Raw genomic sequence first — 24,586 nt, 5'->3', positions numbered from 1 at the left:
GGTACCGGGGTCAGTATCTGAGCAGACGGTTGTCTGTCAGAGATCCGGGGTCCGCGTGACGCGGACCCCGGAGGCTGTGGAGATCAGTACTGCTCGGTCTCCACGAAACCCGCGTCCGCGTCGTCGTCGGCGCCGAAGGCGTCGGCAGCGGCGGTCGGGTCGAATCCGGGCGGGCTGTCCTTGAGGGCCAGGCCCATGCCGGCCAGCTTCGCCTTGACCTCGTCGATGGACTTCGCACCGAAGTTGCGGATGTCCAGCAGGTCGGCCTCGGAACGGGCCACGAGCTCACCCACGGAGTGGATGCCCTCGCGCTTGAGGCAGTTGTAGGAGCGGACCGTGAGCTCCAGCTCCTCGATCGGCAGCGCGAGGTCGGCGGCCAGGGCGGCGTCCGTGGGGGACGGGCCCATGTCGATGCCCTCGGCGTCGATGTTGAGCTCGCGGGCCAGACCGAACAGCTCGACCAGGGTCTTGCCGGCCGACGCCATGGCGTCACGCGGACGCATGGCCTGCTTGGTCTCGACGTCGACGATCAGCTTGTCGAAGTCGGTGCGCTGCTCGACACGCGTGGCCTCGACCTTGTACGTGACCTTGAGCACCGGCGAGTAGATGGAGTCGACCGGGATACGGCCGATCTCCTGGCCCACCTGCTTGTTCTGCACGGCGGAGACGTAGCCGCGACCGCGCTCGACGGTCAGCTCCATCTCCAGCTTGCCCTTGCCGTTGAGCGTGGCGAGGACCAGGTCGGGGTTGTGCACCTCGACACCGGCCGGGGGCGCGATGTCGGCGGCGGTGACCAGACCCGGGCCCTGCTTGCGCAGGTACATCACGACCGGCTCGTCGTGCTCCGAGGAGACGACCAGCTGCTTGATGTTGAGGATCAGGTCGGTGACGTCCTCCTTGACGCCCGGCACGGTGGTGAACTCGTGCAGGACGCCGTCGATGCGGATGCTGGTGACAGCGGCACCGGGGATCGACGACAGGAGGGTGCGGCGGAGCGAGTTGCCGAGGGTGTAGCCGAAGCCCGGCTCCAGCGGCTCGATCACGAACCGGGAGCGGAACTCGTCGACGACCTCTTCGGTCAACGAGGGGCGCTGAGCGATCAGCATGTGTGGATCAGATCCTTCTTTCGTGGACGCCCGCTATTTGACGTCCGACGGAAACCGCACCCGTGGAAAAGTGCGGGTACTGCAAGGGTACGGGCGGTACGGCGCCCGCAGGTGCCGTACCGCCCGGAACCAGCCGCGAAAGCGGCGTCGCGTCAGACGCGGCGGCGCTTGGGCGGACGGCAGCCGTTGTGCGGGGTCGGGGTGACGTCCTGGATGGAGCCGACCTCGAGGCCCGTGGCCTGCAGGGAGCGGATCGCGGTCTCACGACCGGAGCCCGGGCCCTTGACGAACACGTCGACCTTGCGCATGCCGTGCTCCTGGGCGCGGCGGGCGGCCGACTCGGCGGCCATCTGCGCGGCGAACGGCGTGGACTTCCGGGAGCCCTTGAAGCCGACGTGGCCGGCGGAGGCCCAGGAGATCACGTTGCCGCTCGGGTCGGTGATCGAAACGATGGTGTTGTTGAACGTGCTCTTGATGTGCGCGTGGCCGTGAGCGACGTTCTTCTTTTCCTTGCGGCGCACCTTCTTGGCAGCGCCCTGACGTCCCTTGGGGGGCATGTCGAAAACTCCTACGGGAGGTGGTCGGTCCTACAGCGAAGACCGCTGGAAGGCGAGAGTCGCTGCGGACTACTTCTTGCCCGGCTTCTTCTTGCCGGCGATGGCGCGACGCGGGCCCTTGCGGGTACGGGCGTTGGTGCTGGTGCGCTGACCGCGGACGGGCAGGCCACGGCGGTGACGCAGGCCCTGGTAGCAGCCGATCTCCACCTTGCGGCGGATGTCGGCCTGGATCTCGCGACGGAGGTCACCCTCGGTCTTGATGTTGTTGTCGACGTACTCGCGGATCGCGACGAGCTGCTCTTCGCTCAGGTCGCGGACGCGGGTGTTCGGGTCGATGCCGGTGGCGGCCAGCGTCTGCTGGGACAGGGTCCGGCCGATGCCGAACACGTAGGTGAGGGCGACCTCCACGCGCTTTTCGCGCGGGATGTCAACACCGGAAACGCGTGCCATTCAATGGCTCCAGTTGATCTTCGGAGGTCTTCCGCAGGACCGTGTCCCGGCCGCCGTACGAGGTACGAACCGGGTCCCCGGCCTCCGAACCGGGGGTGTCAGACCTGATGGCTCAGGTCCGGGCCCTGCGTATGAACATATTCAGCTCGCGTCGCGCGAATCTCTGCGATGGAGGTGCAGAGGGAACGGTCGTTCGTGCGTCAGCCCTGGCGCTGCTTGTGGCGCGGGTTCTCGCAGATGACCATGACCCGCCCGTGACGGCGGATCACCCTGCACTTGTCGCAGATCTTCTTGACGCTCGGCTTGACCTTCATGGGATGTGAGGTTCTCCGGGTCAGTTGCCGGCGGCCCCACGGCGCGGCTTGCGCTGCGGTCGCGGGACGTGGGCAAGATCTACTTGTACCGGTAGACGATCCGGCCACGCGTCAGGTCGTACGGAGACAGCTCCACCACGACCCGGTCGTCAGGGAGGATGCGGATGTAGTGCATGCGCATCTTGCCGCTGATGTGTGCCAGGACCTGGTGGCCGTTCTGGAGCTCGACCTTGAACATGGCGTTCGGCAGAGACTCGACGACAGTGCCCTCGATCTCGATGGCACCTTGCTTCTTGGCCACGCTTCGCCCTTCGAATCGACTACCTTGATCGACTCTCGGGCGTTCCCCTTTTCCCCTCACGGGGGCATGCAGGCATGCGGGTGCACGAGAGCCGACGAGTCAGTCTACGCCAGCGCACCAGGAAACACGAATCGCAGGATTCTGCCCCGTGCGGGTGATCCTTACGCCAGCGGATCCGGGGCCGCCGTCACGCCGAGCTCCGCCAGCTTGGCCTTGCCGCCGTCGGGGGCCGTGAGGACCAGGGGGCCCGCCTCGGTGAGCGCCACCGAGTGCTCCCAGTGGGAGGACCAGGTGCCGTCCGTGGTGATGACCGTCCACTCGTCGTCCAGCACCCGGGTCTTCGGGGTGCCCAGGGAGACCATGGGCTCGATGGCGAGGCAGAAGCCGGGGACCAGCTTGGGGCCCTTGCCGCGGCGGCGGTCGACGTAGTTCAGCAGGTGCGGGTCCATGTGCATCTCGGTGCCGATGCCGTGGCCGCCGTAGTCCTCGATGATGCCGTAGCGGCCGCCGCCGGGCTTGGGCTGGCGGCGGATGTACGTCTCGACCGCGCGCGAGATGTCGACGAGCCGGTTGCCCTGCTTCATCGCCGCGATGCCGGCCCACATCGACTCCTCGGTCACCCGGGAGAGCTCGATCAGCTCAGGGGCGTGACCGGAGCCGACGAACGCGGTGTACGCCGCGTCCCCGTGCCAGCCGTCCACGATCGCGCCGCAGTCGATGGAGATGACGTCGCCGTCCTTGAGGACGACCTCGTCGGAGGGGATGCCGTGGACCACGACCTCGTTCACCGAGGTGCAGATCGTCGCCGGGAAACCGCCGTAGCCGAGGAAGTTCGGCTTGGCGCCGTGGTCGGCGAGCACCTTGCGCGCCACCTGGTCCAGGTCCTTCGTGGTCGCGCCGGGCACCGCCGCCTCCCGCGTGGCCGCGTGGATCGCGGCGACGACCAGCCCCGCCGCACGCATCTTGGCGATCTGCTCGGGGGACTTGATCTGCACCATGGGGACTACGGCCTTTCTGGGACCGGGAAGCTCGGACTCTTCCAACGATACGGGGGCCCGCGCCCGCCCCCACAGCACAGCCGCGGCCCCCGACCGGGAACCGCGGCTGAGAGCTGCGCGGAGACTACTGGGTGGCGTCCTCGCGCTTGAGTGCCTCCAGCGCGCGCCGCGTGATCTCGTCCACCGGGCCCAGGGCGGAGATCGTCACGACCAGCCCCTGCGCCTTGTAGTAGTCGATGATCGGCTCGGTCTGCGTGTGGTAGACCTCCAGCCGCTTGCGGACGGTGTCCTCGGAGTCGTCGTCGCGCTGGTAGAGCTCGCCGCCGCAGACGTCGCAGACGCCCTCGACCTTCGGCCGGCTGTACGTCACGTGGAAGACGTGCGAGGAGTCCTTGCGGCAGATGCGCCGGCCGGCGATCCGCTTCACGACCTCTTCCTCGGGCACCTCGAGGTCGAGCACCGCGTCGAGCTTGATGCCCTCGCCCTCGAGCAGTTCGTCCAGCGCCTCGGCCTGCGAGACGTTGCGCGGGAAACCGTCCAGCAGGAAGCCGTTCTCGGCGTCCGGCTGCTCCATGCGGTCCTTGGCCATGGCGATGGTGACCTCGTCGGGCACCAGGTTGCCTGCGTCCATGTAGGACTTCGCGAGCTTGCCGAGCTCCGTCTGCCGGCTGATGTTGGCGCGGAACAGGTCGCCCGTGGAGATGTGCGGAATGCGCAGCTTCTCGGCCAGGCGGACGGCCTGCGTTCCCTTACCGGCACCCGGCGGGCCGACGAGGACGATTCGCATCAGCGGAGGAACCCTTCGTAATTGCGCTGCTGGAGCTGGCTCTCGATCTGCTTCACCGTCTCGAGGCCGACACCCACGATGATCAGGATGCTGGTCCCGCCGAAGGGGAAGTTCTGGCTTGCGCCGAACCCGACCAACGCCATTGTTGGCACGAGAGCGATCAGACCCAGGTACAGCGAACCCGGCCAGGTGATCCGGTTGAGCACGTACGACAGGTACTCAGCGGTCGGTCGGCCAGCCCGGATGCCCGGGATGAAGCCACCATACTTCTTCATGTTGTCCGCGACTTCCTCGGGGTTGAACGAGATCGCCACGTAGAAGAACGCGAAGAAAACGATGAGCAAGAAGTACATCGTGATGTAAATCGGGTGATCGCCCTTGGTCAGATTCTGCTGGACCCAGGTCTTCCACCCGGAGTTGCCGCCGGAGAACTGAGCGACCAGCGCCGGAATGTAGAGCAGCGACGAGGCGAAGATGACGGGAATCACACCCGCCTGGTTCACCTTGAGCGGGATGTACGTCGACGTACCGCCGTAGGAACGGCGGCCGATCATGCGCTTGGCGTACTGGACCGGGATGCGGCGCTGGGCCTGCTCGACGAAGACGACCAGACCGACCATGACCAGGCCGACCAGGATGACCGTGCCGAACTCGATCCAGCCGCCGGCCAGGGTGCCCTGCTTCTTGATGGCCCACAGCGCCGACGGGAAGGTCGCGGCGATCGAGATGAACATCAGGATCGACATGCCGTTGCCGATGCCGCGGTCGGTGATGAGCTCACCGAGCCACATCACGACGGCCGTACCCGCGGTCATGCAGACGACCATGGTGATCGTCGAGAAGATCGCCCGGTCCGGCACGATGTTGCCGGCGACCGTGCAGCCGCTGAACAGCGCGCCGCTGCGGGCGGTGGCGACCAGGCCCGTGCCCTGGAGGATGGCCAGCGCCACCGTCAGGTACCGGGTGTACTGGGTGATCTTCGCGGTGCCGGCCTGGCCCTCCTTCTTGAGGGCTTCCAGGCGCGGGATCACCACGGTCAGCAGCTGGAGGATGATGCTCGCCGTGATGTACGGCATGATCCCGAGCGCGAAGACCGTGATCTGGAGCAGCGCGCCGCCGCTGAACATGTTGACGAGACCGAACAGGCCCTGGTTGCCGGAGGCCTCGGTCACACACGTCTGGACGGCCTTGTAGTTGACGCCCGGGATCGGAATGTGCGTACCGAGGCGGTACACCACGATGATGCCGAGTGTGAAGAGCAGCTTCTTGCGCAGGTCGGGCGTCCTGAACGCCCGGGCGAAGCCGGTGAGCACGGTGCCTCCTGCGACCCCCGCGCAAGTGCGTCAAGGGTGACGGTCTTGAGGTTCGATGAAAAGAGCAGTGCAGGCCACCTTACCGGCGACACTGCCCCCCTAGGAACGACCAACCGGGGATACCTCATTGTGAGGTATCCCCGGTCGGGATGGTTTACGTCATCGAGGCGCCTGAGAGACTCAGACGAGCTCGGTGACCGAACCGCCGGCGGCGGTGATCTTCTCCTTGGCGGAGCCGGAGACGGCGTCGACCGTCACCTGCAGCGCCACGGAGACCTCGCCCTGGCCCAGGACCTTGACCAGGCTGTTCTTGCGAACGGCGCCCTTGGCGACCAGGTCCTCGACCGTGACCTCGCCACCCTCGGGGTAGAGCGCGGCCAGCTTGTCGAGGTTCACGACCTGGTACTCGGTCTTGAACGGGTTCTTGAAGCCCTTCAGCTTCGGGAGGCGCATGTGCAGCGGCATCTGGCCGCCCTCGAAGCGCTCCGGAACCTGGTAGCGGGCCTTGGTGCCCTTCGTACCACGACCGGCCGTCTTACCCTTCGACGCCTCACCACGACCGACACGGGTCTTGGCGGTCTTGGCGCCCGGGGCGGGACGGAGGTTGTGGATCTTCAGCGGGTTCTGCTCCGCCATGATCAGTCGACCTCCTCGACCGTCACGAGGTGGCGGACGGTGTGCACCATGCCGCGGAACTCGGGGCGGTCCTCCTTGACGACCACGTCGCCCAGGCGCTTGAGGCCCAGGGAACGCAGGGTGTCACGGTGGTTCTGCTTGCTGCCGATGTAGGACTTCGTCTGCGTGATCTTGAGCTGCGCCACGATTACGCACCCGCCCCGGCACGCGCACGCAGCAGGGCCGCGGGGGCGACGTCCTCGAGCGGCAGACCGCGGCGGGCCGCGATCTCCTCGGGACGCTGCAGGCCCTTGAGGGCCTCCACGGTCGCGTGCACGATGTTGATCGCGTTGTCGGAGCCGAGCGACTTCGACAGCACGTCGTGGATACCGGCGCACTCGAGCACGGCGCGCACCGGACCACCGGCGATAACGCCGGTACCGGGGGACGCGGGCTTGAGCAGCACGACGCCGGCAGCCTTCTCACCCTGGATCGGGTGCGGGATGGTGCCCTGGATCCGGGGGACCTTGAAGAAGTGCTTCTTGGCCTCCTCAACGCCCTTGGCGATGGCGGCCGGCACCTCCTTGGCCTTGCCGTATCCGACACCCACGGTGCCGTCACCGTCGCCCACCACGACCAGCGCGGTGAAGCTGAAGCGACGACCACCCTTCACAACCTTGGCGACGCGGTTGATCGCGACGACGCGCTCAACGTACGCGGTCTTCTCGGCGGCAGCTGCGCCGCCGTCACGGCCCTTCCGGTCCCGCCGCTCGCCGCCACCGGCACCGCCACCGCGGCGCTGGGGTCCAGCCATTGGAATTACCTCTCTCTGTCTCCGCTAGCTACGGAACCGGCTCAGAACTTCAGGCCGGCTTCGCGGGCGGCGTCGGCCAGGGCGGCGATGCGCCCGGCGTACTGGTTGCCACCACGGTCGAACACGACGGCCTCGACACCGGCGGCCTTGGCACGCTCGGCGACCAGGGCGCCGACCTGCTTGGCCTGCGCGGACTTGTCGCCCTCGCCACCGCGGATCGAGCTGTCCAGGGTGGACGCCGACGCCAGGGTGTGGCCCTTGAGGTCGTCGATCACCTGCGCCACGATGTGGCGGTTGGAGCGGGTCACGACCAGACGGGGACGCTCCGCCGTACCGGCGATCCGCTTGCGGATCCGGATGTGACGGCGCTTGATCGCGGCGCGCTTGTAGGCGTCGCCCTTGAGGATCTTCTGCCCGTATGCCATGGCTTACTTACCCGCCTTTCCGACCTTGCGGCGGATGACTTCGCCCTCGTACTTGACGCCCTTGGCCTTGTACGGGTCGGGCTTGCGCAGCTTGCGGATGTTGGCCGCGACCTCGCCGACCTTCTGCTTGTCGATGCCCTCGACCGAGAAACGGGTCGGGGTCTCCACCTTGAAGGAGATGCCCTCGGGGGCCTCAACGGTGATCGGGTGGCTGTAACCGAGCGCGAACTCGAGGTTCGAGCCCTTGGCCGTGACGCGGTAACCGACACCGCTGATCTCGAGCTTCTTCACGTAACCCTGGGTCACGCCGGTGATCATGTTCGCCACCAGCGTGCGGGACAGGCCGTGGAGAGCCTTGTTCTGACGCTCGTCGTTGGGGCGGGTGACGTTCAGAACGCCGTCCTCACCCTTGACGATCTCGATCGGCGCGGCGACGGTGTGGGTCAGCTCGCCCTTGGGGCCCTTGACCGAGACCGTACGGCCGTCGATGGTGACGTCCACGCCGGCGGGAACCGCGATGGGGAGCTTGCCGATGCGCGACATAGCTGTTTCCTCCGTTCCCTTCCGCTACCAGACGTAGGCGAGGACTTCCCCACCCACGCCCTTCTTGCCGGCCTGCTTGTCGGTGAGGAGCCCGTGCGACGTGGAGATGATCGCCACGCCGAGGCCGCCGAGCACCTTCGGCAGGTTGGTGGACTTCGCGTACACCCGGAGACCGGGCTTGGAGATCCGCTTGATGCCCGCGATGGAGCGCTCACGGTTCGGGCCGTACTTCAGCTCGAGGACGAGGTTCTTGCCGACCTCGGCGTCCTCGGTCTTCCAGCCCGTGATGAAGCCCTCCTGCTGGAGGATCTCCGCGATGTGCGACTTGATCTTCGAGTGCGGCATCGACACGGTGTCGTGGTATGCCGAGTTCGCGTTCCGCAGACGCGTGAGCATGTCTGCGATCGGATCAGTCATGGTCATGAATTGGCCTTCGGCCTCTCTCGCCGGGGTTTCCTGGTGCGCCATCCCTCTCCCCGATCCGAGACGGGACGGGTGCGGCGCGGTGGACCTACGGCGTAGTAAGTCGTTTAGGGCGCGGCAGGCGCCCAACCCCACAAGCCTAAGGCATGTGGGGTGGGCATCCTGCCTACCCCAGTTGCTTACCGAGAGTCCTGATGCAACCCAAGTGGGTTGTTACCAGGAGCTCTTGGTCACGCCCGGCAGCTCGCCACGGTGAGCCATCTCACGAAGGCACACGCGGCACAGGCCGAACTTGCGGTACACGGAGTGCGGGCGGCCGCAGCGCTGGCAGCGGGTGTAGCCACGCACACCGAACTTGGGCTTGCGAGCAGCCTTGGCAATCAGAGCCTTCTTCGCCATCTCGCTCACGCCTCCTTGAACGGGAAGCCGAGGTGACGAAGGAGCGCGCGGCCCTCAGCGTCGTTGGTCGCCGTGGTGACCACGGTGATGTCCATACCCCGGACGCGGTCGATCTTGTCCTGGTCGATCTCGTGGAACATGACCTGCTCCGTGAGACCGAAGGTGTAGTTGCCACGGCCGTCGAACTGCTTGGGGGACAGGCCGCGGAAGTCGCGGATGCGCGGCAGCGCGAGCGACAGGGTGCGGTCCAGGAACTCCCACATGCGGTCGCCACGGAGCGTGACGTGGGCACCGATCGGCTGGCCCTCACGCAGCTTGAACTGCGCGATGGACTTGCGGGCCTTGGTGACGGCCGGCTTCTGACCGGTGATCGTGGTGAGGTCGCGGATGGCGCCCTCGATCAGCTTGGAGTCGCGGGCGGCGTCGCCCACACCCATGTTGACCACGATCTTGACGAGGCCCGGGATCTGCATGACGTTCTCGTACTTGAACTCGTCACGCAGCTTGGGGGCGATCTCGTCGCGGTACTTCTGCTTCAGACGCGGCGAAGTGGTGGTAGCCATCAGATGTCCTCACCCGTCCGCTTGGCAACGCGGATCTTGTTGCCTTCGTCGTCGAAGCGGTAACCGACGCGGGTCACGACCTTCTGCCCGTCCTTCTCCACGACCAGCTGGACGTTGGAGACGTGGATCGGGGCCTCGGTGGTGACGATGCCGCCGGCCTGCGAACCTCCGGCGGTCGGCCCGGCCTTGGTGTGCTTCTTGACCCGGTTGACACCCTCGACCAGGACACGCTCCTCGCGCGGGTAAGCGGCAATGACCTTGCCCTGCTTGCCCTTGTCCTTGCCGGTGATGACCTGGACCAGGTCGCCCTTCTTGATCTTCATGCTCACAGCACCTCCGGCGCGAGGGAGATGATCTTCATGAACTTCTTCTCGCGCAGCTCACGGCCCACCGGGCCGAAGATACGGGTGCCACGAGGGTCGCCGTCGTTCTTCAGAATGACGGCGGCGTTCTCGTCGAAGCGGATGTACGAGCCGTCCGGACGGCGGCGCTCCTTGACGGTGCGAACGATGACCGCCTTGACGACGTCACCCTTCTTCACGTTGCCACCGGGGATCGCGTCCTTGACGGTGGCGACGATGACGTCACCGATGCCCGCGTAGCGGCGACCGGAGCCACCGAGCACACGGATGCAAAGGATCTCCTTCGCACCAGTGTTGTCGGCGACACGCAGTCGCGACTCCTGCTGGATCACGTCTATCTCCTGTTTGTCTGCCGGTTCCCGGCAGGGGTTCCTTCACGGAACCCCTGCCGAGCCTGGCGGAACTGTCCTGCGAGGAATGCCCCGCAGGAGATTTACTTGGCCTTCTCGAGGATCTCGACGACGCGCCAGCGCTTGGTCGCGGACAGCGGCCGGGTCTCCATCAGGAGGACGCGGTCGCCGACACCCGCGGCGTTCTGCTCGTCGTGCGCCTTGAGCTTGTTGGTACGGCGGATGACCTTGCCGTACAGCGCGTGCTTGACGCGGTCCTCGACGGCGACGACGACGGTCTTGTCCATCTTGTCGCTGACGACCAGACCCTCACGGGTCTTGCGGAAACCGCGGGCTTCCTTGTTCTCAGTCACGTTGCTCTCGCTCATCAGGCGTTCTCCACCGACTCGATGCCGAGCTCACGCTCACGCATGAGGGTGTAGATCCGGGCGATGTCCTTGCGGACCGCCTTGAGACGGCCGTGGTTCTCGAGCTGACCGGTCGCCGCCTGGAAGCGGAGGTTGAACAGCTCTTCCTTGGCCTCGCGGAGCTTGCCCAGAAGCTCCTCGTTGCCCAGCTCGCGCAGCTCGGACGCCTTGGTACCGGCCGACATCACGCTTCACCTGCCTCGCGCTTGACGATCCGGCACTTCATCGGCAGCTTGTGGGCCGCACGGGTCAGCGCCTCACGGGCGATCTTCTCGTTGGGGTACGACAGCTCGAACATCACGCGTCCGGGCTTGACGTTCGCGATCCACCACTCCGGAGAACCCTTACCGGAACCCATGCGGGTCTCGGCCGGCTTCTTGGTGAGGGGACGGTCCGGGTAGATGTTGATCCAGACCTTGCCGCCACGCTTGATGTGACGGGTCATCGCGATACGGGCCGCCTCGATCTGGCGGTTGGTCACGTAGGCCGGGGTCAGCGCCTGGATGCCGTACTCGCCGAACGCAACCTGCGTGCCACCCTTGGACATACCGCTGCGCTTCGGGTGGTGCTGCTTGCGGTGCTTGACCCTACGGGGGATCAGCATGTCGGTCAGGCCTCCGTTCCGGTGCTCTCAGCCGGAGCGGCAGCGGCCGGCGCCTCGGCCTTGGGGGCCTCGGCGGCGGGAGCCGACTGCTGCTGCGGCTTGCGACCGCGCCGCTCGCCACCACGGCCACCACGGGCCGGGCGGTCTGCACCACCGCGAGCCGGGCGGTTGCCCGCACGGGCGGCGGCGTTCTCGGCGCGGACCTCGGCGATGTTCTTCACGTCGCCCTTGTAGATCCAGACCTTCACACCGATGCGGCCGAAGGTCGTCTTGGCCTCGAAGAAGCCGTAGTCCACGTTCGCGCGGAGCGTGTGCAGGGGCACGCGGCCCTCGCGGTAGAACTCCGAGCGGGACATCTCGGCGCCGCCGAGGCGGCCACCGCACTGGATCTTGATGCCCTTGGCGCCCGCCTTCATCGCCGACTGCATGCTCTTGCGCATGGCGCGGCGGAAGGAGACGCGGGAGGAGAGCTGCTCGGCGACGGCCTGGGCCACGAGCTGAGCGTCCGTCTCGGGGTTCTTGACCTCGAGGATGTTCAGCTGGACCTGCTTGCCCGTGAGCTTCTCGAGGTCACCGCGGATGCGGTCGGCCTCGGCGCCACGGCGGCCGATGACGATGCCCGGACGAGCGGTGTGGATGTCCACACGCACGCGGTCACGGGTGCGCTCGATCTCGACCTTGGAGATGCCGGCGCGCTCCATGCCGGACGTCATCATCCTGCGGATGGCGACGTCTTCCTTGACGTAGTCCTTGTACAGCTTGTCGGCGTACCAACGCGACTTGAAGTCGGTCGTGACACCGAGCCGGAACCCGTGCGGGTTTACCTTCTGGCCCATTACCGGGTTCCTTCCTTGCTGCTGACGACCACGGTGATGTGGCTGGTCCGCTTGCGGATCCGGTAGGCACGGCCCTGGGCACGCGGCCGGAACCGCTTCAGGGTCGGGCCCTCGTCGACGTAGGCCTCGGAGACGTAGAGGCTGTCGACGTCGGTGTGGTCGTAGTTGTGCGCGGCGTTGGCGATGGCGCTGTCCAGCACCTTGCCGACCGGCACGCTCGCGGCCTGCGGGGCGAAACGCAGGACCGCCTGAGCCTCCGCGGCGCCCATGCCGCGGATGAGGTCCACCACACGGCGGGCCTTCATGGGCGTGACGCGGATGTACCGCGCCTGGGCCCTGGCTTCCATGGTTGTCCCTTCAGTGTTTGTCATGGTCAATCACCCCGCGACTAGCGGCGCTTCGACTTCCGGTCGTCCTTGACGTGACCCCGGAAGGTGCGGGTCGGCGAGAACTCGCCGAGCTTGTGGCCGACCATCGACTCGGTGACAAACACCGGGATGTGGGTCTTGCCGTTGTGCACCGCGATCGTGTGGCCCAGCATGGCCGGGACGATCATCGAGCGGCGGGACCAGGTCTTGATGACGTTCTTGGTGCCGGCTTCGTTCTGGACGTCCACCTTCTTCATCAGGTGGTCGTCGACGAAAGGCCCCTTCTTCAAGCTACGCGGCATCTCAACCCGTCCTTAGCGCTTCTTGTTCGTCTTGCGGCGGCGGACGATGTACTTGTTGCTCGCCTTCTTGGGAGAACGAGTACGACCTTCCTTCTGACCCCAGGGGCTGACCGGGTGGCGGCCACCCGAGGTCTTGCCCTCACCACCACCGTGGGGGTGGTCAACCGGGTTCATCGCCACACCGCGAACGGTCGGGCGGACGCCCAGCCAGCGCTTGCGGCCGGCCTTGCCCCAGTTGATGTTGCTCTGCTCGGCGTTGCCGACCTCGCCGACCGTGGCGCGGCAGCGCTGGTCGACCAGGCGGATCTCACCGGACGGCATGCGGAGGTGGGCCATCGAGCCCTCCTTCGCGAGCAGCTGCACGGAGGCACCGGCGGAGCGGGCGAACTTGGCGCCGCCACCGGGACGGAGCTCGATCGCGTGGATCGTGGTACCGACCGGGATGTTGCGGAGGGCCAGGTTGTTGCCCGGCTTGATGTCGGCCCCGGGACCGTTCTCGACGCGGTCGCCCTGCGACAGGCCACGCGGCGCGAGGATGTAGCGCTTCTCGCCGTCCGCGTAGTGCAGCAGCGCGATGCGCGCGGTGCGGTTGGGGTCGTACTCGATGTGCGCGACCTTCGCCGGCACGCCGTCCTTGTCGTGACGACGGAAGTCGATCACGCGGTAGGCGCGCTTGTGTCCGCCACCCTGGTGGCGAACGGTCACACGACCGGAATTGTTACGGCCGCCCTTGCTGTGCAGGGGACGGACCAGCGACTTCTCCGGCGTGGACCGCGTGACCTCGACGAAGTCGGCGACGCTGGCGCCACGACGGCCAGGAGTCGTCGGCTTGTACTTGCGGATACCCATTTCTCAGTCCTCGTCCGATATCGGACGATCCGGACCGCCGTCAGGCGGTCGGACCGCCGAAGATGTCGATACGGTCGCCCTCGGCGAGGGTCACGATCGCGCGCTTGGTCGCGGCACGCTGGCCGAAACCGGTGCGGGTCCGCTTGCGCTTGCCCTGGCGGTTGATCGTGTTGACCCCGGTGACCTTGACCTCGAAGACCGCCTGGACGGCCTGCTTGATCTGGGTCTTGTTGGCGTTCGGGTCGACGATGAACGTGTACTTGTTCTCGTCGAGGAGCGCGTAGCTCTTCTCCGACACGACCGGCTTGAGCAGGACGTCACGGGGGTCCGTGTACGACTTGCTCAGCGGGGTCTCGACGGTGTTCTTGCCCTCGGCGGCGTGACGGCGCGCCTTGGCGACGCGCGCGGCCTTGGCGGCCTTGGCGGCCTTCGAGGCGATGGAGGGGTGACGCGTAGCCATCAGGCCTCGCTCCCTTCGTTGTCGTTGGCCTTGTTCGGGCCGGCGACGAAGGACTCGAAAGCGGCCTTGGTGAAGACCACGTCGTCCGAGACGAGAACGTCGTACGTGTTCAGCTGGCCCGGCTCCAGGATGTGGACCTGGGGCAGGTTGCGGGCGGACAGCCACGCGGCCTCGTCGGAGCGGTCGGCGACCAGGAGCAGGTTCTTGCGCTCGCTGATCTTGCCGAACAGGCTCTTGGCGGCCTTCGTGGAGATCTCGCCCTCGACCACGCCGGAGACGACGTGGATGCGGTTGTGGCGGGCCCGGTCGGTGAGGGCGTGGCGCAGGGCCGCGGCCTTCATCTTCTTCGGGGTCCGCTGCGAGTAGTCGCGCGGCACGGGGCCGTGCACGACGCCACCGCCGGCGAACTGCGGCGCGCGGGTCGAACCCTGACGGGCGCGACCGGTGCCCTTCTGGCGGTACGGCTTCTTGCCGCCGCCGCGGACCTCGCCACGGGTCTTGGTCTTGTGCGTGCCCTGGCGGGCAGCGGCCAGCTGTGCGACGACGACCTGGTGGATCAGCGGAACGCTGACCTTCTCAACGCCGAAGATCTCCGCGGGGAGCTCGACGGTACCGGCCTTCTCGCCCGCCGGCGAAAGGATGTCAACAGTGCTCATCGGTTACCTCAGGCCCCCTTGGCCGCGGTGCGGACCAGGACGAGGCCGCCGTTCGGACCGGGAACCGCGCCCTTGATGAGCAGCAGACCCTTCTCCGCGTCAACGGCGTGGACGGTCAGGTTCTGGGTGGTGACCCGCTCGTTGCCCATGCGACCCGCCATGCGCAGGCCCTTGAACACACGGCCCGGGGTGGCGCAGCCGCCGATGGAACCGGGAGAGCGGTGCTTGCGCTGGGTACCGTGCCCGGCGCCGAGGCCACCGAAGTTGTGGCGCTTCATGACACCGGCGAAGCCCTTGCCCTTGCTCTTGCCGGTGACGTCGACCTTCACGCCGGCCTCGAACACCTCAGCGGTGATCTCCTGGCCGAGGGTGTACTCGGCGGCGTCCGCGGTGCGGATCTCGACGAGGTGACGACGGGGGGTGACGTCGGCCTTCGCGAAGTGGCCCTTGAGGGGCTTGTTCACCTTGCGCGGGTCGATCTCGCCGAAGGCGATCTGGACCGACTCGTAGCCGTCGACGTCGTTGGTACGAACCTGGGTCACGACGTTGGGGCCGGCCTTGACGACGGTGACCGGGACGACACGGTTGTTCTCGTCCCACACCTGCGTCATGCCGAGCTTCTCGCCCAGGATGCCCTTGATCTGCTTAGCCATCTCTCAGATCACCGCGCCTCAGAGCTTGATCTCGATGTCGACACCGGCCGGGAGGTCGAGTCGCATCAGAGAGTCAACGGTCTTGGGGGTGGGGTCGAGGATGTCGATCAGGCGCTTGTGCGTGCGCATCTCGAAGTGCTCGCGCGAGTCCTTGTACTTGTGCGGCGACTTGATGACGCAGTACACGTTCTTCTCAGTGGGCAGCGGCACCGGGCCCGCGACCGACGCACCAGTGCGGGTCACCGTCTCGACGATCTTCTTCGCCGAGGAGTCGATGACCTCGTGGTCGTAGGCCTTGAGCCGGATGCGGATCTTCTGTCCCGCCATGGCTACTCAGCAGTCCTGTCTCTCATACGCTCTGGAACCCGGTGTTCCCTTGACCTCTATCCGACCCACGCGGTCGGGCGTGTCGCGCTCCCGCTGACATGGATGTCCCTTGTTCGAACATCCCTGCTGGGAAATGACACGGCCGTTGCCGGAACCGCGGACCGGGGCCTTGGGCCCACCGGATGCCTGGCCGGTGCCGCGCCCACGCTTCCCGGAAGATTCCCGTACGTCCGCCCCAGCGCTGCCGTGAGGCAGTTAAGGCGACGAGTACTGTGGGACTCGCTTCCGGTCCTCCCGGCGGGAGGCGCGCAGCATCAACACTCGACCGAGCAACTCGGACAGTCTGCCATATGCGACGGGGGCCTGGCCAATCGGGCGGAAGACCTTACCCGGCCGGGGGCACGGGTCAAACGCGGGGCGACTCGGGGGTGGGTGGGGCGTGCCGACGCGTGCGGGCGGGGACGGATGCACGCGAGGGCACGGAACGGACGCCCGCGGAGGTACGGAACGGACCCGCGGGCTGACCGGATCACGGGATGGCGCTGTGGCGGGATAGCGGGATGGCGGGAGGGCGGGATCAGATGACGCCCTGGGCGAGCATCGCGTCGGCCACGCGCTCGAAGCCGGCGATGTTGGCGCCGGTCACGTAGTCGCCGGGGGCGCCGTAGCGGTCGGCGGTCTCGTGGCAGGTGGCGTGGATGTCGGTCATGATCCGCGCCAGTTCCTCCTCGACGCGGGCCGACGACCACGCCGTACGGGAGGCGTTCTGCGCCATCTCCAGCGCGCTGACCGCGACCCCGCCCGCGTTCGCCGCCTTGCCGGGTCCGAAGGCGACCCCGGCCTCCCGGAAGAGGCGTACCGCTTCCGGGGTGGTCGGCATGTTGGCCCCCTCGGAGACGGCCTTCACACCACCCCGTACCAGCAGCGCCGCGTCCTTCTCCCCCAGCTCGTTCTGCGTGGCCGAGGGCAGGGCGATGTCACCCGGCACCTCCCAGACCCGCCCGCCCGGCACGAACCGCGCGGAGCCGCCCCGCCGCTCGGCGTACGTGCTGATCCGCCCGCGCTCGACCTCCTTGACCTGCTTGAGCAGGTGCACGTCGACGCCCTTCTCGTCGACGACGTACCCGCTGGAGTCCGAGCAGGTCAGCGGGTGCGCGCCGAGGGCCACCAGCTTCTCGATCGTGTAGATGGCGACGTTCCCGGAGCCGGAGACGACGGCCGTCTGGCCCTCCATCTCCTCGCCCCGCACGCGCAGCATCGCCTCGGCGAACAGCACGTTGCCGTACCCGGTCGCCTCCGGCCGGATGGCGGAGCCGCCCCAGCCGGGCCCCTTGCCGGTGAGCACGCCGGCCTCCCAGCGGTTGGTGATCCGCCGGTACTGCCCGAAGAGGTAGCCGATCTCGCGGCCGCCGACACCGATGTCACCGGCCGGCACGTCGGTGTTCTCGCCGATGTGCCGCTGCAGTTCCGTCATGAAGGACTGGCAGAACCGCATGACCTCGGCGTCGGAGCGGCCGTGCGGATCGAAGTCGCTGCCGCCCTTGCCGCCGCCGATGCCGAGTCCGGTGAGCGCGTTCTTGAAGACCTGCTCGAAGCCGAGGAACTTGATGATCCCGAGGTTCACGGACGGGTGGAAGCGCAGCCCGCCCTTGTACGGCCCGAGCGCGCTGTTGAACTCGACCCGGAACCCCCGGTTGACGTGCACCTGCCCGTGGTCGTCCTGCCAGGGCACCCGGAAGATGATCTGCCGCTCCGGCTCGCAGAGCCGCTCGAGCAGCCCCGGCTCGGCGTACTCCGGCCGGGCCGCGAACACGGGCGTGAGCGTCTCCAGCACCTCCCGCACCGCCTGGTGGAACTCCGGCTGGGCGGGATTGCGGTGCTCGATCTCGGTCCGCAGGAGGTCCAGGTCGGACGACGAGGACAGCAGCGTGGGCGAGATCCTGGCATCGGGTCGGTTGGTCACGGGGCCCCTTCCTGGCACGGCTGCGCGCCACCGCACGCATCCGGTGGCGTACTGATCGGCGCTCGGCGCCGTTGCCGCGCGCGGGACGGGAGCCGCCCGGGGCCGAATGGCCATCCGGAAGCGGCCGACTCCCAAGTGTTACTCCTGTGTAAACCCCGAGGCCAGTACGGCTCCGCCGTCGTCCGGCATCTGAGACCGATCCGCCCGGCGCAGGAGGCGAGAGGGCGGGACCGCGGGCCGGAGGCGTGAGGTGGGTGTGCCTAGTGCACCGGGCCGAACGGAGGACCCGGGCCGGGGCCGGGCGGCGGGCCCCACTGCGGTGCGGGGGCCCATGCGGCGGCGAGGCGGCGGCGGTGGCGGCCGCGGCGGACCGCGGTGACGACGACGATGGTCACCGACGAGGCGAGCGCGGCGAAGAGGCAGCCGATCCCCGCGACGATGCTGCCGACCGTGGCCCCCACCCGTGGCCGGTCTCCGAGCGCGAACTCGGCCGGCAGCTGTGAGGTGCAGGTGAGCGAGTAGTCGCCGCTGCGGCCGGACTTCACCTCGAAGACCCGCTCCCAGACGCGGGACCCGACGGTGATGCGGAACGTGCTGCGCGGCTGGGTCATCGCCCCGGACGGCATTTCCGGGATACGGCACTCGACATGCCCCCGCCCGGACTGCGAGACGTAGATCGCCTTGGTCTCCCCCTCGGCGAACCGGAACGTCCGTGACTCACCACTGGGGAAGCTCCGGGTCGTGTCGATCGAGTGGATCGCATCCGTAACTCCCGTCACGAGAAAGGCGATCCCGGCACCGCTCAGGACGATCCCCAGCAACGCGGCCACCACGTACCAGACACGCCGGGGCCGCAGCTCCTTCGCCGGAATCCTGGGCGGGGGCGCCGGCGGCCCGCCGTACGGCGGTCTCCACGGGTACGGGTTCTGTATCGCCACGGTGGCGCATCGTACGGCAAGGGCGCCAACGAGGCCTGTCACGCCGTCACTTGAGCTGCCGAAGGGCGTTGCCACGGCTGCTGGACGCGTAGTCACGCGCCTCGTTGACGAATGCTCGGTCAGACGGGACGGAACCGCCCGGTCCCAGCCGTCCCCATCCCCCTGCCCCGCCCGCACCTTCTCGCCACGGCATCGAGATCGCCGAGCACGCGGCTAGGTGGTGCAGCCGAACTTCTTGGTTTGCTTGGGGACGAAGTCATCGACGAAACGCAGAAGTTTTTTATATCCGGTCGGGGTGTCATCGACACGGTCGCCGAAGAAGTACAGCGAAACGGTCAGGTAGCCAGTGTTTTTGCTGCAAGTGGCCTCCACAATGGCGTGGTCACTGCCGATCGCGGCATGCCCAGGGAAGGCTACTTTGCGCTGCGCGACATGCTTGTACTGGGTGCCGACCTTGTTCCAGTTCGTCGGTTCCGGTGCGCGAGTCGAGAGCGTCACGTCGGCGTACAGGATGTTGTGACCGTCCACCCACAGATTGCATGCTGCGCCGGGGGTTGCCTCCAAGGCCCTGTAATCCTGTTTGAGGGAGTCGCCATCTGGAACAAGCGGCGACAGAGTCTGTACAGGCACGTGACAGAAATTATCGGGAATGGCCAGCGACTTCTTACTGCAGGCTGTAGCCGTTCCCATCACAGACGCACAGATGATGGCCACCACGGCCCCACGAAGCTTACTCATCAGTGACTCCCAGCCAACCCGCGGAACCGGGTGCCGCCGTCGTCGGCGAAACCGGCAATCTGCTTGTACACCCCGTCATCACGCGAGTACCCGGTATGACTCGAAGCCCAGTCCGAATTGGCGGAGTACCATTGGTCGGCGATTCCATTGAGTTGATTCTTTCGCAGTTCATACGTCGCCTGACTGTCGCTGGCCAGTTTCTCAGCCTGACGCTGCTGCTCATCCATGATCCACGCGCTGGTGACAACGTCGGCGCCGCGTTGCGCGACATCCCCATAGACCGGGATGAAATTGAGCAGCGCCCCGGAAACGTGGTAACTCCACGCTTTGTCCCAGGTGTAGTCGTGCTGGTCGCCTTTGAGTGCGGCGTATCGAGCGTCTTCCATGAAACCCACCGCATAGCCGGCTGAACTAAGAGTGTCTTCCGGCCTTCGATCGCTGTTGTGGATGTCCTCCATGATGGCGTAGTTCATGCCTTGATGCAGCAGGCCGTAAGAACCCTCGCTGCGAGAGATCTGCTTGGCCATCTCCATGACCTGCGCGCCTTCCAGGGTGGGACCGACGTCGGGATGCCGTCTGCCGCTCGGATCGCTCATCGCGACATACGTCTCGTGCCCGTGATTGGTCATGATCTTCGCCATGTCGTCGCGGAGCGAGGCCGGCATGTCGTCGCCCTGCTTGGAAAGGACGTCGAGCGCGTGAACGAACACGCGGTTGTTGGCGTCCGTGTGCGGTGTCGGGCCCAGTGGGCGGGACCCGTGCGGGTCGATGCCGGTGGCTGCTGCGGTCAGGGCGTCGCCCAGCCCCTTGCGGTCGTCGGTGTCTTGCACATCCGGTCCCGGAGCCTCGACCTTGGCCTGATCGTGGGTGGTGTTCACGACGTTCCAGTCCCGGCTGTCGTGGCCATTGCCCAGGAGGTAGTCGATGCGCTCCTTCCCGGCGGCCGTGCCGGGGTCGAGATAGCCGGCCGCTCCTTCCGGAGTGCGCGACATGACCTCGAGCGCACCGTCGACCGGATCGTTCGCGAACCAGCCGGTGCCGTCCTTCTCACTGAACTTTCCGTACAGGTCCCAGACGTTCGCGTGCTTCTTCTCCAGGGAGATCACGTCGTCGGTGACGTCCGCCACGAACTGAGGTGAGTAGCCGTGCCCCTGCTGCATCAGCGTGACCAGACTCTGGTACCCACGGACCTTCTGACCGGCTCCCATGCCGACCAGCTTCTTCTTCCCCGCAGCATCGAGGGAGTATTCGTCGCCACCGTGTGAACGCAGGCCCTCGTGCCACTTGTTGTAGAAGCGTGCGTCATCCGTCTTCGTCCACGCCTGGAACGCCTCGTTGTACGCCTCGGTACCGAAGCGCAGATGCCTGCCGTCGGCATCCTTGAAGTCGGGCACCTTCGTGGCGGTTGCCAGGCTGTCGGCAAGGCCGCCGTTGATCTCGAGGTAGGTGCTCTTGTGCTTCGTGTCGTCCAAGTACGCCAGGTCGTCGAGCCTGTTGGTCAACCTGATCGTGCCGTCCGGCCCCAGGCCGTCCAGGAAAGTCCGGCTGAAAGCCTTGTCCTGCTTGTTGTCCCGCAAGGCGCGCTGCAGTTCGGCCAGGTCGGCCGCGGAGACCTTGTCGCCCTTCGCGACCCGCCGGGCGATGTCGTCCGCCTCCTGGGCCTCGTACTTCTCGATGTCGCCCTGCGCCTTGCCGTTGAAGCCAGGGACCCCGTCGCCCATGTCGGGGCCCTTCACCACGGCGGTGAAGGCGACCTCGACGCCTTTGTCGGCATCGTTCACGTCCTTCACGCACTGGTCGATGCGGGCCTGCCAGGATGCGACGGACTTGCGGACGCTCTCCTGGGAGTCGGGGTCGTGTGCCAGTTCCTGCCGCTCCCCGGGGCTGAGCTTCCCGGTGTCGTACGAGACGACGCCCTGGTCCGAAACCTTCATGCCCTTGGCGATGGCGTCGTCCCGGGCCGATTCCAGCTTCTTGCGCAGGTCCACGAACTGGGTGTGCGCGTCACGAAGGAGCGAGGCGATCGCCCTGGCCTCGGTCTGAGCGCTCTGGAACTCCGTGAGCCGGACGCCGAAGCGCGCGTTGGCGGCCTGCTGGCTCTCCCCCGCCCACGTCGGGCGCAAGGTGATGCCGTGCACGTCCCGCCGGTACGCCGTCTCCTGCTTGTGGAGCTCCTTGGCCATGCCGTCCCAGCGCTCGGCGGCCGTGGTGAGCGTGGACAGGTTGGTCGTCAGGATCTCGTGGTAGGTCGGCATGGGTCCCCGTTGCATGCGGTGAATCCGGTGGTGTGCGAGAAGCCGCGGTCGATCGTCAGCGGGCCTGCGGCGGTGAGTACTTGTCGAAGACGGACACCTTGCGGGCCTTACCGGCCACTTCGACATCCGTACCGGTCAACAGAGAGTCGTCGTACCGCAGGGCCGCTTCATCTCCCGCCAGCCGGTTCGCAAGGTTCTGTACCTGCTCGCTCCAGATCTTGTGCGCCTTGCTCACGGCAGTGGAGGTGAGCCAGCCGTGCCCGTCCTTGGCGTCGAACGCCTTCACCACGGCGCCCGTCTCGTCATCCGCCCACTTCCCCGCCGTCTTGGTGTGCGGTTCGATGGTGTCGTGGAGGGTGCGCGCTGCGGCTTTCTTTTCGGCGGGAGAGGATGCGAGGTCGGGTCGACCACCGCCCTGCGTACTTTCTGCCACGTGCCAACCCCCGTACTACGCTCTGGCGTGCCCGCGTCACGGTAGCAAAAGGCTTCCGGCGCACGGCTGTTGGGCACTTGGACCAGCCCGCCGTCAGCCTGCGGCTGCCCAGGAGGGGTGAGCATGGCCAGCCCCACTGCCAAGACACGGCTGCGCCTTCCTCAACGATCGCCTCAGACCACGGACCGCCGCCGCCTACCGACGGCGAACGCGGCCACAACGCCACCGATGACCACGGCCGCTCCGGCACCCAGCCCGATCCACAGCATGCCGTCGCTGTCGTCGTTCTTGGGAGCCGCGGCGGCGGCAGCATGGGCATTCGGCGATGCGGAGACCGTCCCGGAAGGGGCAGGCGAGGCGGCGACCGCCAGGTCCGGGAGCGGGTACACGTCCGCAGGGCCCGGGTCACCGGGGTCCTGCAGCGCGACGCGCGGCCGTACGATCCCGTATCCGATGGAGTCGTTGCGCTTGGCGCCGTTGGTCGGGGCGCCGATGGTGTTCAGCATGACCCGGAGGACCTGGTTGTTGGTCCAGTTCAGGTGCTTGGACCAGATCAGCGCTGCGCTGGCGGAGGCGATGGCGGTGGCGTCACTGGTACCGCTGGTCTTGCAGAGACCGGTCTTGCCGCCGCAGGCGTGGACCATGTCTTCTCCGGGGGCGGCGACGTCGACTTGGGGGCCGTACTGAGAAAAGGAAGCCCGCTTCAGACCCTTGTCCACGGCGGCCACTCCGACTACGCCTGGCGTCGCCGCCGGATAGTCGATCTTGGCTGCCTTTCCGGCGTCATTCCCCACTGCGGCAAAAATCAGCGATCCCTTGCGGATGGCGTACCTGACTGCGTCGGTCAGTTCCGCAGTGTCCGTGGCACCACCCATCGAGATATTGATGACTCGAGCTTTGGAATCAGCAGCGTAACGAATGGCCTTGCTGAAGAATGCCGAAGTCGCAAAGGGATTGACGTCACCGGGTTCAGGCATTCGAACCGGGAGGATCTTGACTCCGGGAGAAAGGCCGAACGCCCCGTTGCCGCCGCCATACGCCCCTGTGCCCGCGATGAGCCCGGCCATCCCGGTGCCATGCCCGGCATAGTCCGTGTGTTCGTCACCGGGGCGGCTCGAGGGAGCGAAGTCCTTGCCGTCCAAGACCCGGCCCTGCAAGTCGGGGTTTGTCGGATCGACCCCCGTGTCGATCACAGCGACCGTGATGCCCTTGCCGGTACTCGTCCGCCACATCTCCTCGGCATGCATGGCGTCCAGGTACCACTGCTGGGAACGCGTGGAGTCGGCGTGAGCCTGCACGGCCGCACCACCCACCAGCAGAAGACCTGTGGTCGCTGAAGCCGCGGCTCGTACTCCTTGGCGCCATATCTTGCCGATGGGCACGTGCATCTGTCCCTGTCTCGCGATCTTCAGTCGACGGTTGGTGTTTCGTCGCGACGGTCGTTCCGTTGTTGGTCCCGTCGCTTTCGCGCTGCGGCAGTTGAGCGCTCGGAAGCATGCTGAGTTCGGTTCCGGGCGTCGGGACCGCTGGGCACACCGCCGGACACGCCTCCCCGCGTCGGTGCGGAGGGTACCGGTGTGCCGGGGCTCGCCGGGGTACGGCCTGTCCGCTGCGGTGCGCCGCCAACAATGCCCTCGCGAGTCGTAGGCGTTGAACGACCGGTGGTGGTCGGTCCACCTGCGCGAACAGCCGACTGGCCATATGAGCCGCCCGCGGTACGGCCGCCCCCTCCACTAGTTGCCGCGGCGTTGCCGCCGACCACTCCTCCAGGCGGTCGCCCCATGGACCTGCCTGTGTTGCCATTGCCGACGGGAGTGCCGACCGGGCGTCCACCGGTGATCCCGGGAGTCGGAGCCCCGCGGGAAGGCACCGCACCGGAGCGCGGAATGCCACGGCCCGGGTCAGGGCCGGCTCCCATGGCTCCATGGCCGGGGAGGGAACTGATCGGCCCCCTTCCGGACTGCACGGGTCCACGACCGCCGGCGGTTGGCCCGCCCACCTCGGCAGAAGCCGAGGGCGCACGTCCTGGGTTAACGGGAAGAGGCGGAATCGCGCCACGGGTCTGCGGAAGCGCTCCCGGATCCGGGCTCGTGGGTCCGGGGGTGTTGCCAGTGGGGGCAACGGTTGGCAGGTGAGCCTCCGGCAATGTGGTCACTGAGTCGATACCCACGTGCGTTGTCGTTCCGGAGACTTCCGGGTGCGGGTGGCTGGACGGTGTTGTGTGCGTCGTGGGTGCCGTACTCGTCGGCGACACTGCCGGGGAATGGACCTCAGCCACCGGATGCCCATGCGTCCCAGCACCGGTTTTGGCGCGGGACGGGTTGATGCCAGTAGATGCTCCGCCGCCGGACGTTGTCCCTTGCGGCCGGGCCAGATCAGTACTCGCCTCCGGCACGTCACGCACGATCGCGGCCGGCGGTGGTGGGAATTTGGGGCGTTGGAGGGTGTTCATCTGGGTGGCGGACAGGTCGTAGGAC

Annotated in this window: 35 protein-coding genes; all 35 read right to left on the bottom strand. The window is 67.1% G+C overall.

What is annotated here, in order from left to right:
- Positions 1–83: 83 nt before the first annotated feature.
- Positions 84–1,106: a DNA-directed RNA polymerase subunit alpha gene (locus tag IE217_RS32285; RefSeq protein WP_003966937.1), complete on the bottom strand. Its 1,023-nt coding sequence runs from the start codon at positions 1,104–1,106 to the stop codon at positions 84–86.
- Positions 1,107–1,258: 152 nt separating this feature from the next.
- Positions 1,259–1,663, bottom strand: a complete 405-nt coding sequence (gene rpsK, locus IE217_RS32280; protein ID WP_003956432.1) for a 30S ribosomal protein S11 — start codon at positions 1,661–1,663, stop codon at positions 1,259–1,261.
- Between the two features lie 69 nt (positions 1,664–1,732).
- Entirely contained in the window at positions 1,733–2,113 is a 381-nt protein-coding gene (rpsM, locus tag IE217_RS32275; protein WP_189703407.1) for a 30S ribosomal protein S13, read from the bottom strand.
- A 200-nt stretch (positions 2,114–2,313) separates the two neighbouring features.
- Entirely contained in the window at positions 2,314–2,427 is a 114-nt protein-coding gene (gene rpmJ, locus IE217_RS32270) for a 50S ribosomal protein L36 (protein ID WP_003998809.1), read from the bottom strand.
- Between the two features lie 79 nt (positions 2,428–2,506).
- Complete coding sequence (gene infA, locus IE217_RS32265; protein WP_003948620.1) at positions 2,507–2,728, bottom strand: translation initiation factor IF-1; 222 nt, start codon at positions 2,726–2,728, stop codon at positions 2,507–2,509.
- A 161-nt stretch (positions 2,729–2,889) separates the two neighbouring features.
- Positions 2,890–3,726 (bottom strand): type I methionyl aminopeptidase, encoded by an 837-nt coding sequence (gene map, locus IE217_RS32260; RefSeq protein WP_190181500.1) that lies wholly within the window; start codon positions 3,724–3,726, stop codon positions 2,890–2,892.
- A gap of 124 nt (positions 3,727–3,850) precedes the next feature.
- The gene (locus IE217_RS32255; RefSeq protein ID WP_190181499.1) at positions 3,851–4,513 is read right to left on the bottom strand and encodes an adenylate kinase; all 663 of its coding nucleotides are present in this window, start codon (positions 4,511–4,513) and stop codon (positions 3,851–3,853) included.
- The gene (gene secY, locus IE217_RS32250; protein WP_190181498.1) at positions 4,513–5,826 is read right to left on the bottom strand and encodes a preprotein translocase subunit SecY; all 1,314 of its coding nucleotides are present in this window, start codon (positions 5,824–5,826) and stop codon (positions 4,513–4,515) included. The genes IE217_RS32255 and secY overlap by 1 nt, the downstream gene beginning before the upstream one ends.
- Before the next feature lie 180 nt (positions 5,827–6,006).
- Positions 6,007–6,462 (bottom strand): 50S ribosomal protein L15, encoded by a 456-nt coding sequence (gene rplO / locus IE217_RS32245; RefSeq protein WP_018564817.1) that lies wholly within the window; start codon positions 6,460–6,462, stop codon positions 6,007–6,009.
- A 2-nt stretch (positions 6,463–6,464) separates the two neighbouring features.
- The gene (gene rpmD / locus IE217_RS32240) at positions 6,465–6,647 is read right to left on the bottom strand and encodes a 50S ribosomal protein L30 (protein WP_009190145.1); all 183 of its coding nucleotides are present in this window, start codon (positions 6,645–6,647) and stop codon (positions 6,465–6,467) included.
- Between the two features lie 2 nt (positions 6,648–6,649).
- A complete protein-coding gene (rpsE, locus tag IE217_RS32235) occupies positions 6,650–7,255 on the bottom strand; it encodes a 30S ribosomal protein S5 (protein WP_009190144.1) in 606 nt (201 codons plus the stop codon).
- 41 nt (positions 7,256–7,296) lie between these two features.
- Positions 7,297–7,680 (bottom strand): 50S ribosomal protein L18, encoded by a 384-nt coding sequence (gene rplR / locus IE217_RS32230; RefSeq protein WP_190181497.1) that lies wholly within the window; start codon positions 7,678–7,680, stop codon positions 7,297–7,299.
- A gap of 3 nt (positions 7,681–7,683) precedes the next feature.
- Entirely contained in the window at positions 7,684–8,223 is a 540-nt protein-coding gene (gene rplF / locus IE217_RS32225) for a 50S ribosomal protein L6 (RefSeq protein WP_190181496.1), read from the bottom strand.
- A gap of 24 nt (positions 8,224–8,247) precedes the next feature.
- On the bottom strand, positions 8,248–8,646 hold the full coding sequence (rpsH, locus tag IE217_RS32220; RefSeq protein ID WP_189703402.1) for a 30S ribosomal protein S8: 399 nt from the start codon (positions 8,644–8,646) through the stop codon (positions 8,248–8,250).
- 213 nt (positions 8,647–8,859) lie between these two features.
- On the bottom strand, positions 8,860–9,045 hold the full coding sequence (locus IE217_RS32215) for a type Z 30S ribosomal protein S14 (protein WP_003948630.1): 186 nt from the start codon (positions 9,043–9,045) through the stop codon (positions 8,860–8,862).
- Positions 9,046–9,050: 5 nt separating this feature from the next.
- Entirely contained in the window at positions 9,051–9,608 is a 558-nt protein-coding gene (gene rplE / locus IE217_RS32210; RefSeq protein ID WP_190181495.1) for a 50S ribosomal protein L5, read from the bottom strand.
- Positions 9,608–9,931, bottom strand: a complete 324-nt coding sequence (rplX, locus tag IE217_RS32205) for a 50S ribosomal protein L24 (RefSeq protein WP_190181494.1) — start codon at positions 9,929–9,931, stop codon at positions 9,608–9,610. The genes rplE and rplX overlap by 1 nt, the downstream gene beginning before the upstream one ends.
- 2 nt (positions 9,932–9,933) lie before the next feature.
- Entirely contained in the window at positions 9,934–10,302 is a 369-nt protein-coding gene (gene rplN, locus IE217_RS32200; protein WP_003998823.1) for a 50S ribosomal protein L14, read from the bottom strand.
- 101 nt (positions 10,303–10,403) lie between these two features.
- A complete protein-coding gene (gene rpsQ / locus IE217_RS32195) occupies positions 10,404–10,688 on the bottom strand; it encodes a 30S ribosomal protein S17 (RefSeq protein ID WP_039656223.1) in 285 nt (94 codons plus the stop codon).
- Entirely contained in the window at positions 10,688–10,912 is a 225-nt protein-coding gene (gene rpmC / locus IE217_RS32190) for a 50S ribosomal protein L29 (RefSeq protein WP_190181493.1), read from the bottom strand. Before rpmC ends, rpsQ begins: the two co-directional genes overlap by 1 nt.
- Entirely contained in the window at positions 10,912–11,331 is a 420-nt protein-coding gene (gene rplP, locus IE217_RS32185) for a 50S ribosomal protein L16 (protein ID WP_030745246.1), read from the bottom strand. The genes rpmC and rplP overlap by 1 nt, the downstream gene beginning before the upstream one ends.
- 5 nt (positions 11,332–11,336) lie before the next feature.
- Entirely contained in the window at positions 11,337–12,167 is an 831-nt protein-coding gene (rpsC, locus tag IE217_RS32180; RefSeq protein ID WP_009190135.1) for a 30S ribosomal protein S3, read from the bottom strand.
- Positions 12,167–12,514 (bottom strand): 50S ribosomal protein L22, encoded by a 348-nt coding sequence (gene rplV, locus IE217_RS32175; protein ID WP_189703399.1) that lies wholly within the window; start codon positions 12,512–12,514, stop codon positions 12,167–12,169. Before rplV ends, rpsC begins: the two co-directional genes overlap by 1 nt.
- Positions 12,515–12,555: 41 nt before the next feature.
- Positions 12,556–12,837: a 30S ribosomal protein S19 gene (rpsS, locus tag IE217_RS32170; protein WP_108954814.1), complete on the bottom strand. Its 282-nt coding sequence runs from the start codon at positions 12,835–12,837 to the stop codon at positions 12,556–12,558.
- Positions 12,838–12,849: 12 nt separating this feature from the next.
- The gene (gene rplB, locus IE217_RS32165) at positions 12,850–13,686 is read right to left on the bottom strand and encodes a 50S ribosomal protein L2 (RefSeq protein WP_190181492.1); all 837 of its coding nucleotides are present in this window, start codon (positions 13,684–13,686) and stop codon (positions 12,850–12,852) included.
- Positions 13,687–13,726: 40 nt separating this feature from the next.
- A complete protein-coding gene (gene rplW, locus IE217_RS32160; RefSeq protein ID WP_019980875.1) occupies positions 13,727–14,146 on the bottom strand; it encodes a 50S ribosomal protein L23 in 420 nt (139 codons plus the stop codon).
- On the bottom strand, positions 14,146–14,802 hold the full coding sequence (gene rplD / locus IE217_RS32155) for a 50S ribosomal protein L4 (RefSeq protein ID WP_190181491.1): 657 nt from the start codon (positions 14,800–14,802) through the stop codon (positions 14,146–14,148). Before rplD ends, rplW begins: the two co-directional genes overlap by 1 nt.
- A gap of 8 nt (positions 14,803–14,810) precedes the next feature.
- On the bottom strand, positions 14,811–15,455 hold the full coding sequence (gene rplC, locus IE217_RS32150; RefSeq protein WP_009190129.1) for a 50S ribosomal protein L3: 645 nt from the start codon (positions 15,453–15,455) through the stop codon (positions 14,811–14,813).
- Positions 15,456–15,473: 18 nt separating this feature from the next.
- The gene (gene rpsJ, locus IE217_RS32145; RefSeq protein WP_003948644.1) at positions 15,474–15,782 is read right to left on the bottom strand and encodes a 30S ribosomal protein S10; all 309 of its coding nucleotides are present in this window, start codon (positions 15,780–15,782) and stop codon (positions 15,474–15,476) included.
- Between the two features lie 577 nt (positions 15,783–16,359).
- Positions 16,360–17,709 carry an NADP-specific glutamate dehydrogenase gene (gene gdhA / locus IE217_RS32140; protein WP_229865790.1) on the bottom strand — a complete coding sequence of 450 codons (1,350 nt, stop codon included), beginning with the start codon at positions 17,707–17,709 and terminating at the stop codon, positions 16,360–16,362.
- Positions 17,710–18,005: 296 nt separating this feature from the next.
- Positions 18,006–18,683: a serine/arginine repetitive matrix protein 2 gene (locus IE217_RS32135; protein ID WP_190181489.1), complete on the bottom strand. Its 678-nt coding sequence runs from the start codon at positions 18,681–18,683 to the stop codon at positions 18,006–18,008.
- A gap of 213 nt (positions 18,684–18,896) precedes the next feature.
- Entirely contained in the window at positions 18,897–19,400 is a 504-nt protein-coding gene (locus tag IE217_RS32130) for a hypothetical protein (RefSeq protein ID WP_190181488.1), read from the bottom strand.
- Positions 19,401–19,420: 20 nt separating this feature from the next.
- On the bottom strand, positions 19,421–21,676 hold the full coding sequence (locus IE217_RS32125; protein ID WP_190181487.1) for a hypothetical protein: 2,256 nt from the start codon (positions 21,674–21,676) through the stop codon (positions 19,421–19,423).
- A gap of 55 nt (positions 21,677–21,731) precedes the next feature.
- Positions 21,732–22,109, bottom strand: coding sequence for a hypothetical protein (locus IE217_RS32120; RefSeq protein WP_190181486.1), 378 nt, complete (start codon positions 22,107–22,109; stop codon positions 21,732–21,734).
- A 173-nt stretch (positions 22,110–22,282) separates the two neighbouring features.
- Positions 22,283–23,497, bottom strand: a complete 1,215-nt coding sequence (gene mycP, locus IE217_RS32115) for a type VII secretion-associated serine protease mycosin (RefSeq protein ID WP_190181485.1) — start codon at positions 23,495–23,497, stop codon at positions 22,283–22,285.
- Positions 23,498–24,586 lie beyond the last annotated feature (1,089 nt).

The sequence above is a fragment of the Streptomyces naganishii JCM 4654 genome, assembly GCF_014650575.1.
Classification (GTDB): domain Bacteria; phylum Actinomycetota; class Actinomycetes; order Streptomycetales; family Streptomycetaceae; genus Streptomyces; species Streptomyces naganishii.
This window is presented reverse-complemented; position numbering and strand designations above follow the sequence as displayed.

What these genes read in the sequence shown, in the direction of transcription:
- mycP (WP_190181485.1), bottom strand. Translation starts at nt 23,497, where the DNA reads ATGCACGTGCCCATCGGCAAGATATGGCGCCAAGGAGTACGAGCCGCG.
- IE217_RS32125 (WP_190181487.1), bottom strand. Translation starts at nt 21,676, where the DNA reads ATGCCGACCTACCACGAGATCCTGACGACCAACCTGTCCACGCTCACC.
- rplP (WP_030745246.1), bottom strand. Translation starts at nt 11,331, where the DNA reads ATGCTGATCCCCCGTAGGGTCAAGCACCGCAAGCAGCACCACCCGAAG.
- rplB (WP_190181492.1), bottom strand. Translation starts at nt 13,686, where the DNA reads ATGGGTATCCGCAAGTACAAGCCGACGACTCCTGGCCGTCGTGGCGCC.
- rplV (WP_189703399.1), bottom strand. Translation starts at nt 12,514, where the DNA reads ATGGAAGCCAGGGCCCAGGCGCGGTACATCCGCGTCACGCCCATGAAG.
- IE217_RS32255 (WP_190181499.1), bottom strand. Translation starts at nt 4,513, where the DNA reads ATGCGAATCGTCCTCGTCGGCCCGCCGGGTGCCGGTAAGGGAACGCAG.
- rpsJ (WP_003948644.1), bottom strand. Translation starts at nt 15,782, where the DNA reads ATGGCGGGACAGAAGATCCGCATCCGGCTCAAGGCCTACGACCACGAG.
- rplD (WP_190181491.1), bottom strand. Translation starts at nt 14,802, where the DNA reads ATGAGCACTGTTGACATCCTTTCGCCGGCGGGCGAGAAGGCCGGTACC.
- rpsQ (WP_039656223.1), bottom strand. Translation starts at nt 10,688, where the DNA reads ATGAGCGAGAGCAACGTGACTGAGAACAAGGAAGCCCGCGGTTTCCGC.
- map (WP_190181500.1), bottom strand. Translation starts at nt 3,726, where the DNA reads ATGGTGCAGATCAAGTCCCCCGAGCAGATCGCCAAGATGCGTGCGGCG.
- IE217_RS32285 (WP_003966937.1), bottom strand. Translation starts at nt 1,106, where the DNA reads ATGCTGATCGCTCAGCGCCCCTCGTTGACCGAAGAGGTCGTCGACGAG.
- rplO (WP_018564817.1), bottom strand. Translation starts at nt 6,462, where the DNA reads ATGGCGGAGCAGAACCCGCTGAAGATCCACAACCTCCGTCCCGCCCCG.
- rpsH (WP_189703402.1), bottom strand. Translation starts at nt 8,646, where the DNA reads ATGACCATGACTGATCCGATCGCAGACATGCTCACGCGTCTGCGGAAC.
- rpmJ (WP_003998809.1), bottom strand. Translation starts at nt 2,427, where the DNA reads ATGAAGGTCAAGCCGAGCGTCAAGAAGATCTGCGACAAGTGCAGGGTG.
- rplX (WP_190181494.1), bottom strand. Translation starts at nt 9,931, where the DNA reads ATGAAGATCAAGAAGGGCGACCTGGTCCAGGTCATCACCGGCAAGGAC.
- rpsM (WP_189703407.1), bottom strand. Translation starts at nt 2,113, where the DNA reads ATGGCACGCGTTTCCGGTGTTGACATCCCGCGCGAAAAGCGCGTGGAG.
- rplW (WP_019980875.1), bottom strand. Translation starts at nt 14,146, where the DNA reads ATGGCTACGCGTCACCCCTCCATCGCCTCGAAGGCCGCCAAGGCCGCC.
- rplC (WP_009190129.1), bottom strand. Translation starts at nt 15,455, where the DNA reads ATGGCTAAGCAGATCAAGGGCATCCTGGGCGAGAAGCTCGGCATGACG.
- rpsE (WP_009190144.1), bottom strand. Translation starts at nt 7,255, where the DNA reads ATGGCTGGACCCCAGCGCCGCGGTGGCGGTGCCGGTGGCGGCGAGCGG.
- rpmC (WP_190181493.1), bottom strand. Translation starts at nt 10,912, where the DNA reads ATGTCGGCCGGTACCAAGGCGTCCGAGCTGCGCGAGCTGGGCAACGAG.
- rplE (WP_190181495.1), bottom strand. Translation starts at nt 9,608, where the DNA reads ATGGCTACCACCACTTCGCCGCGTCTGAAGCAGAAGTACCGCGACGAG.
- rpsC (WP_009190135.1), bottom strand. Translation starts at nt 12,167, where the DNA reads ATGGGCCAGAAGGTAAACCCGCACGGGTTCCGGCTCGGTGTCACGACC.
- rpsK (WP_003956432.1), bottom strand. Translation starts at nt 1,663, where the DNA reads ATGCCCCCCAAGGGACGTCAGGGCGCTGCCAAGAAGGTGCGCCGCAAG.
- rpsS (WP_108954814.1), bottom strand. Translation starts at nt 12,837, where the DNA reads ATGCCGCGTAGCTTGAAGAAGGGGCCTTTCGTCGACGACCACCTGATG.
- rplF (WP_190181496.1), bottom strand. Translation starts at nt 8,223, where the DNA reads ATGTCGCGCATCGGCAAGCTCCCCATCGCGGTTCCCGCCGGCGTGGAC.
- IE217_RS32215 (WP_003948630.1), bottom strand. Translation starts at nt 9,045, where the DNA reads ATGGCGAAGAAGGCTCTGATTGCCAAGGCTGCTCGCAAGCCCAAGTTC.
- rplR (WP_190181497.1), bottom strand. Translation starts at nt 7,680, where the DNA reads ATGGCATACGGGCAGAAGATCCTCAAGGGCGACGCCTACAAGCGCGCC.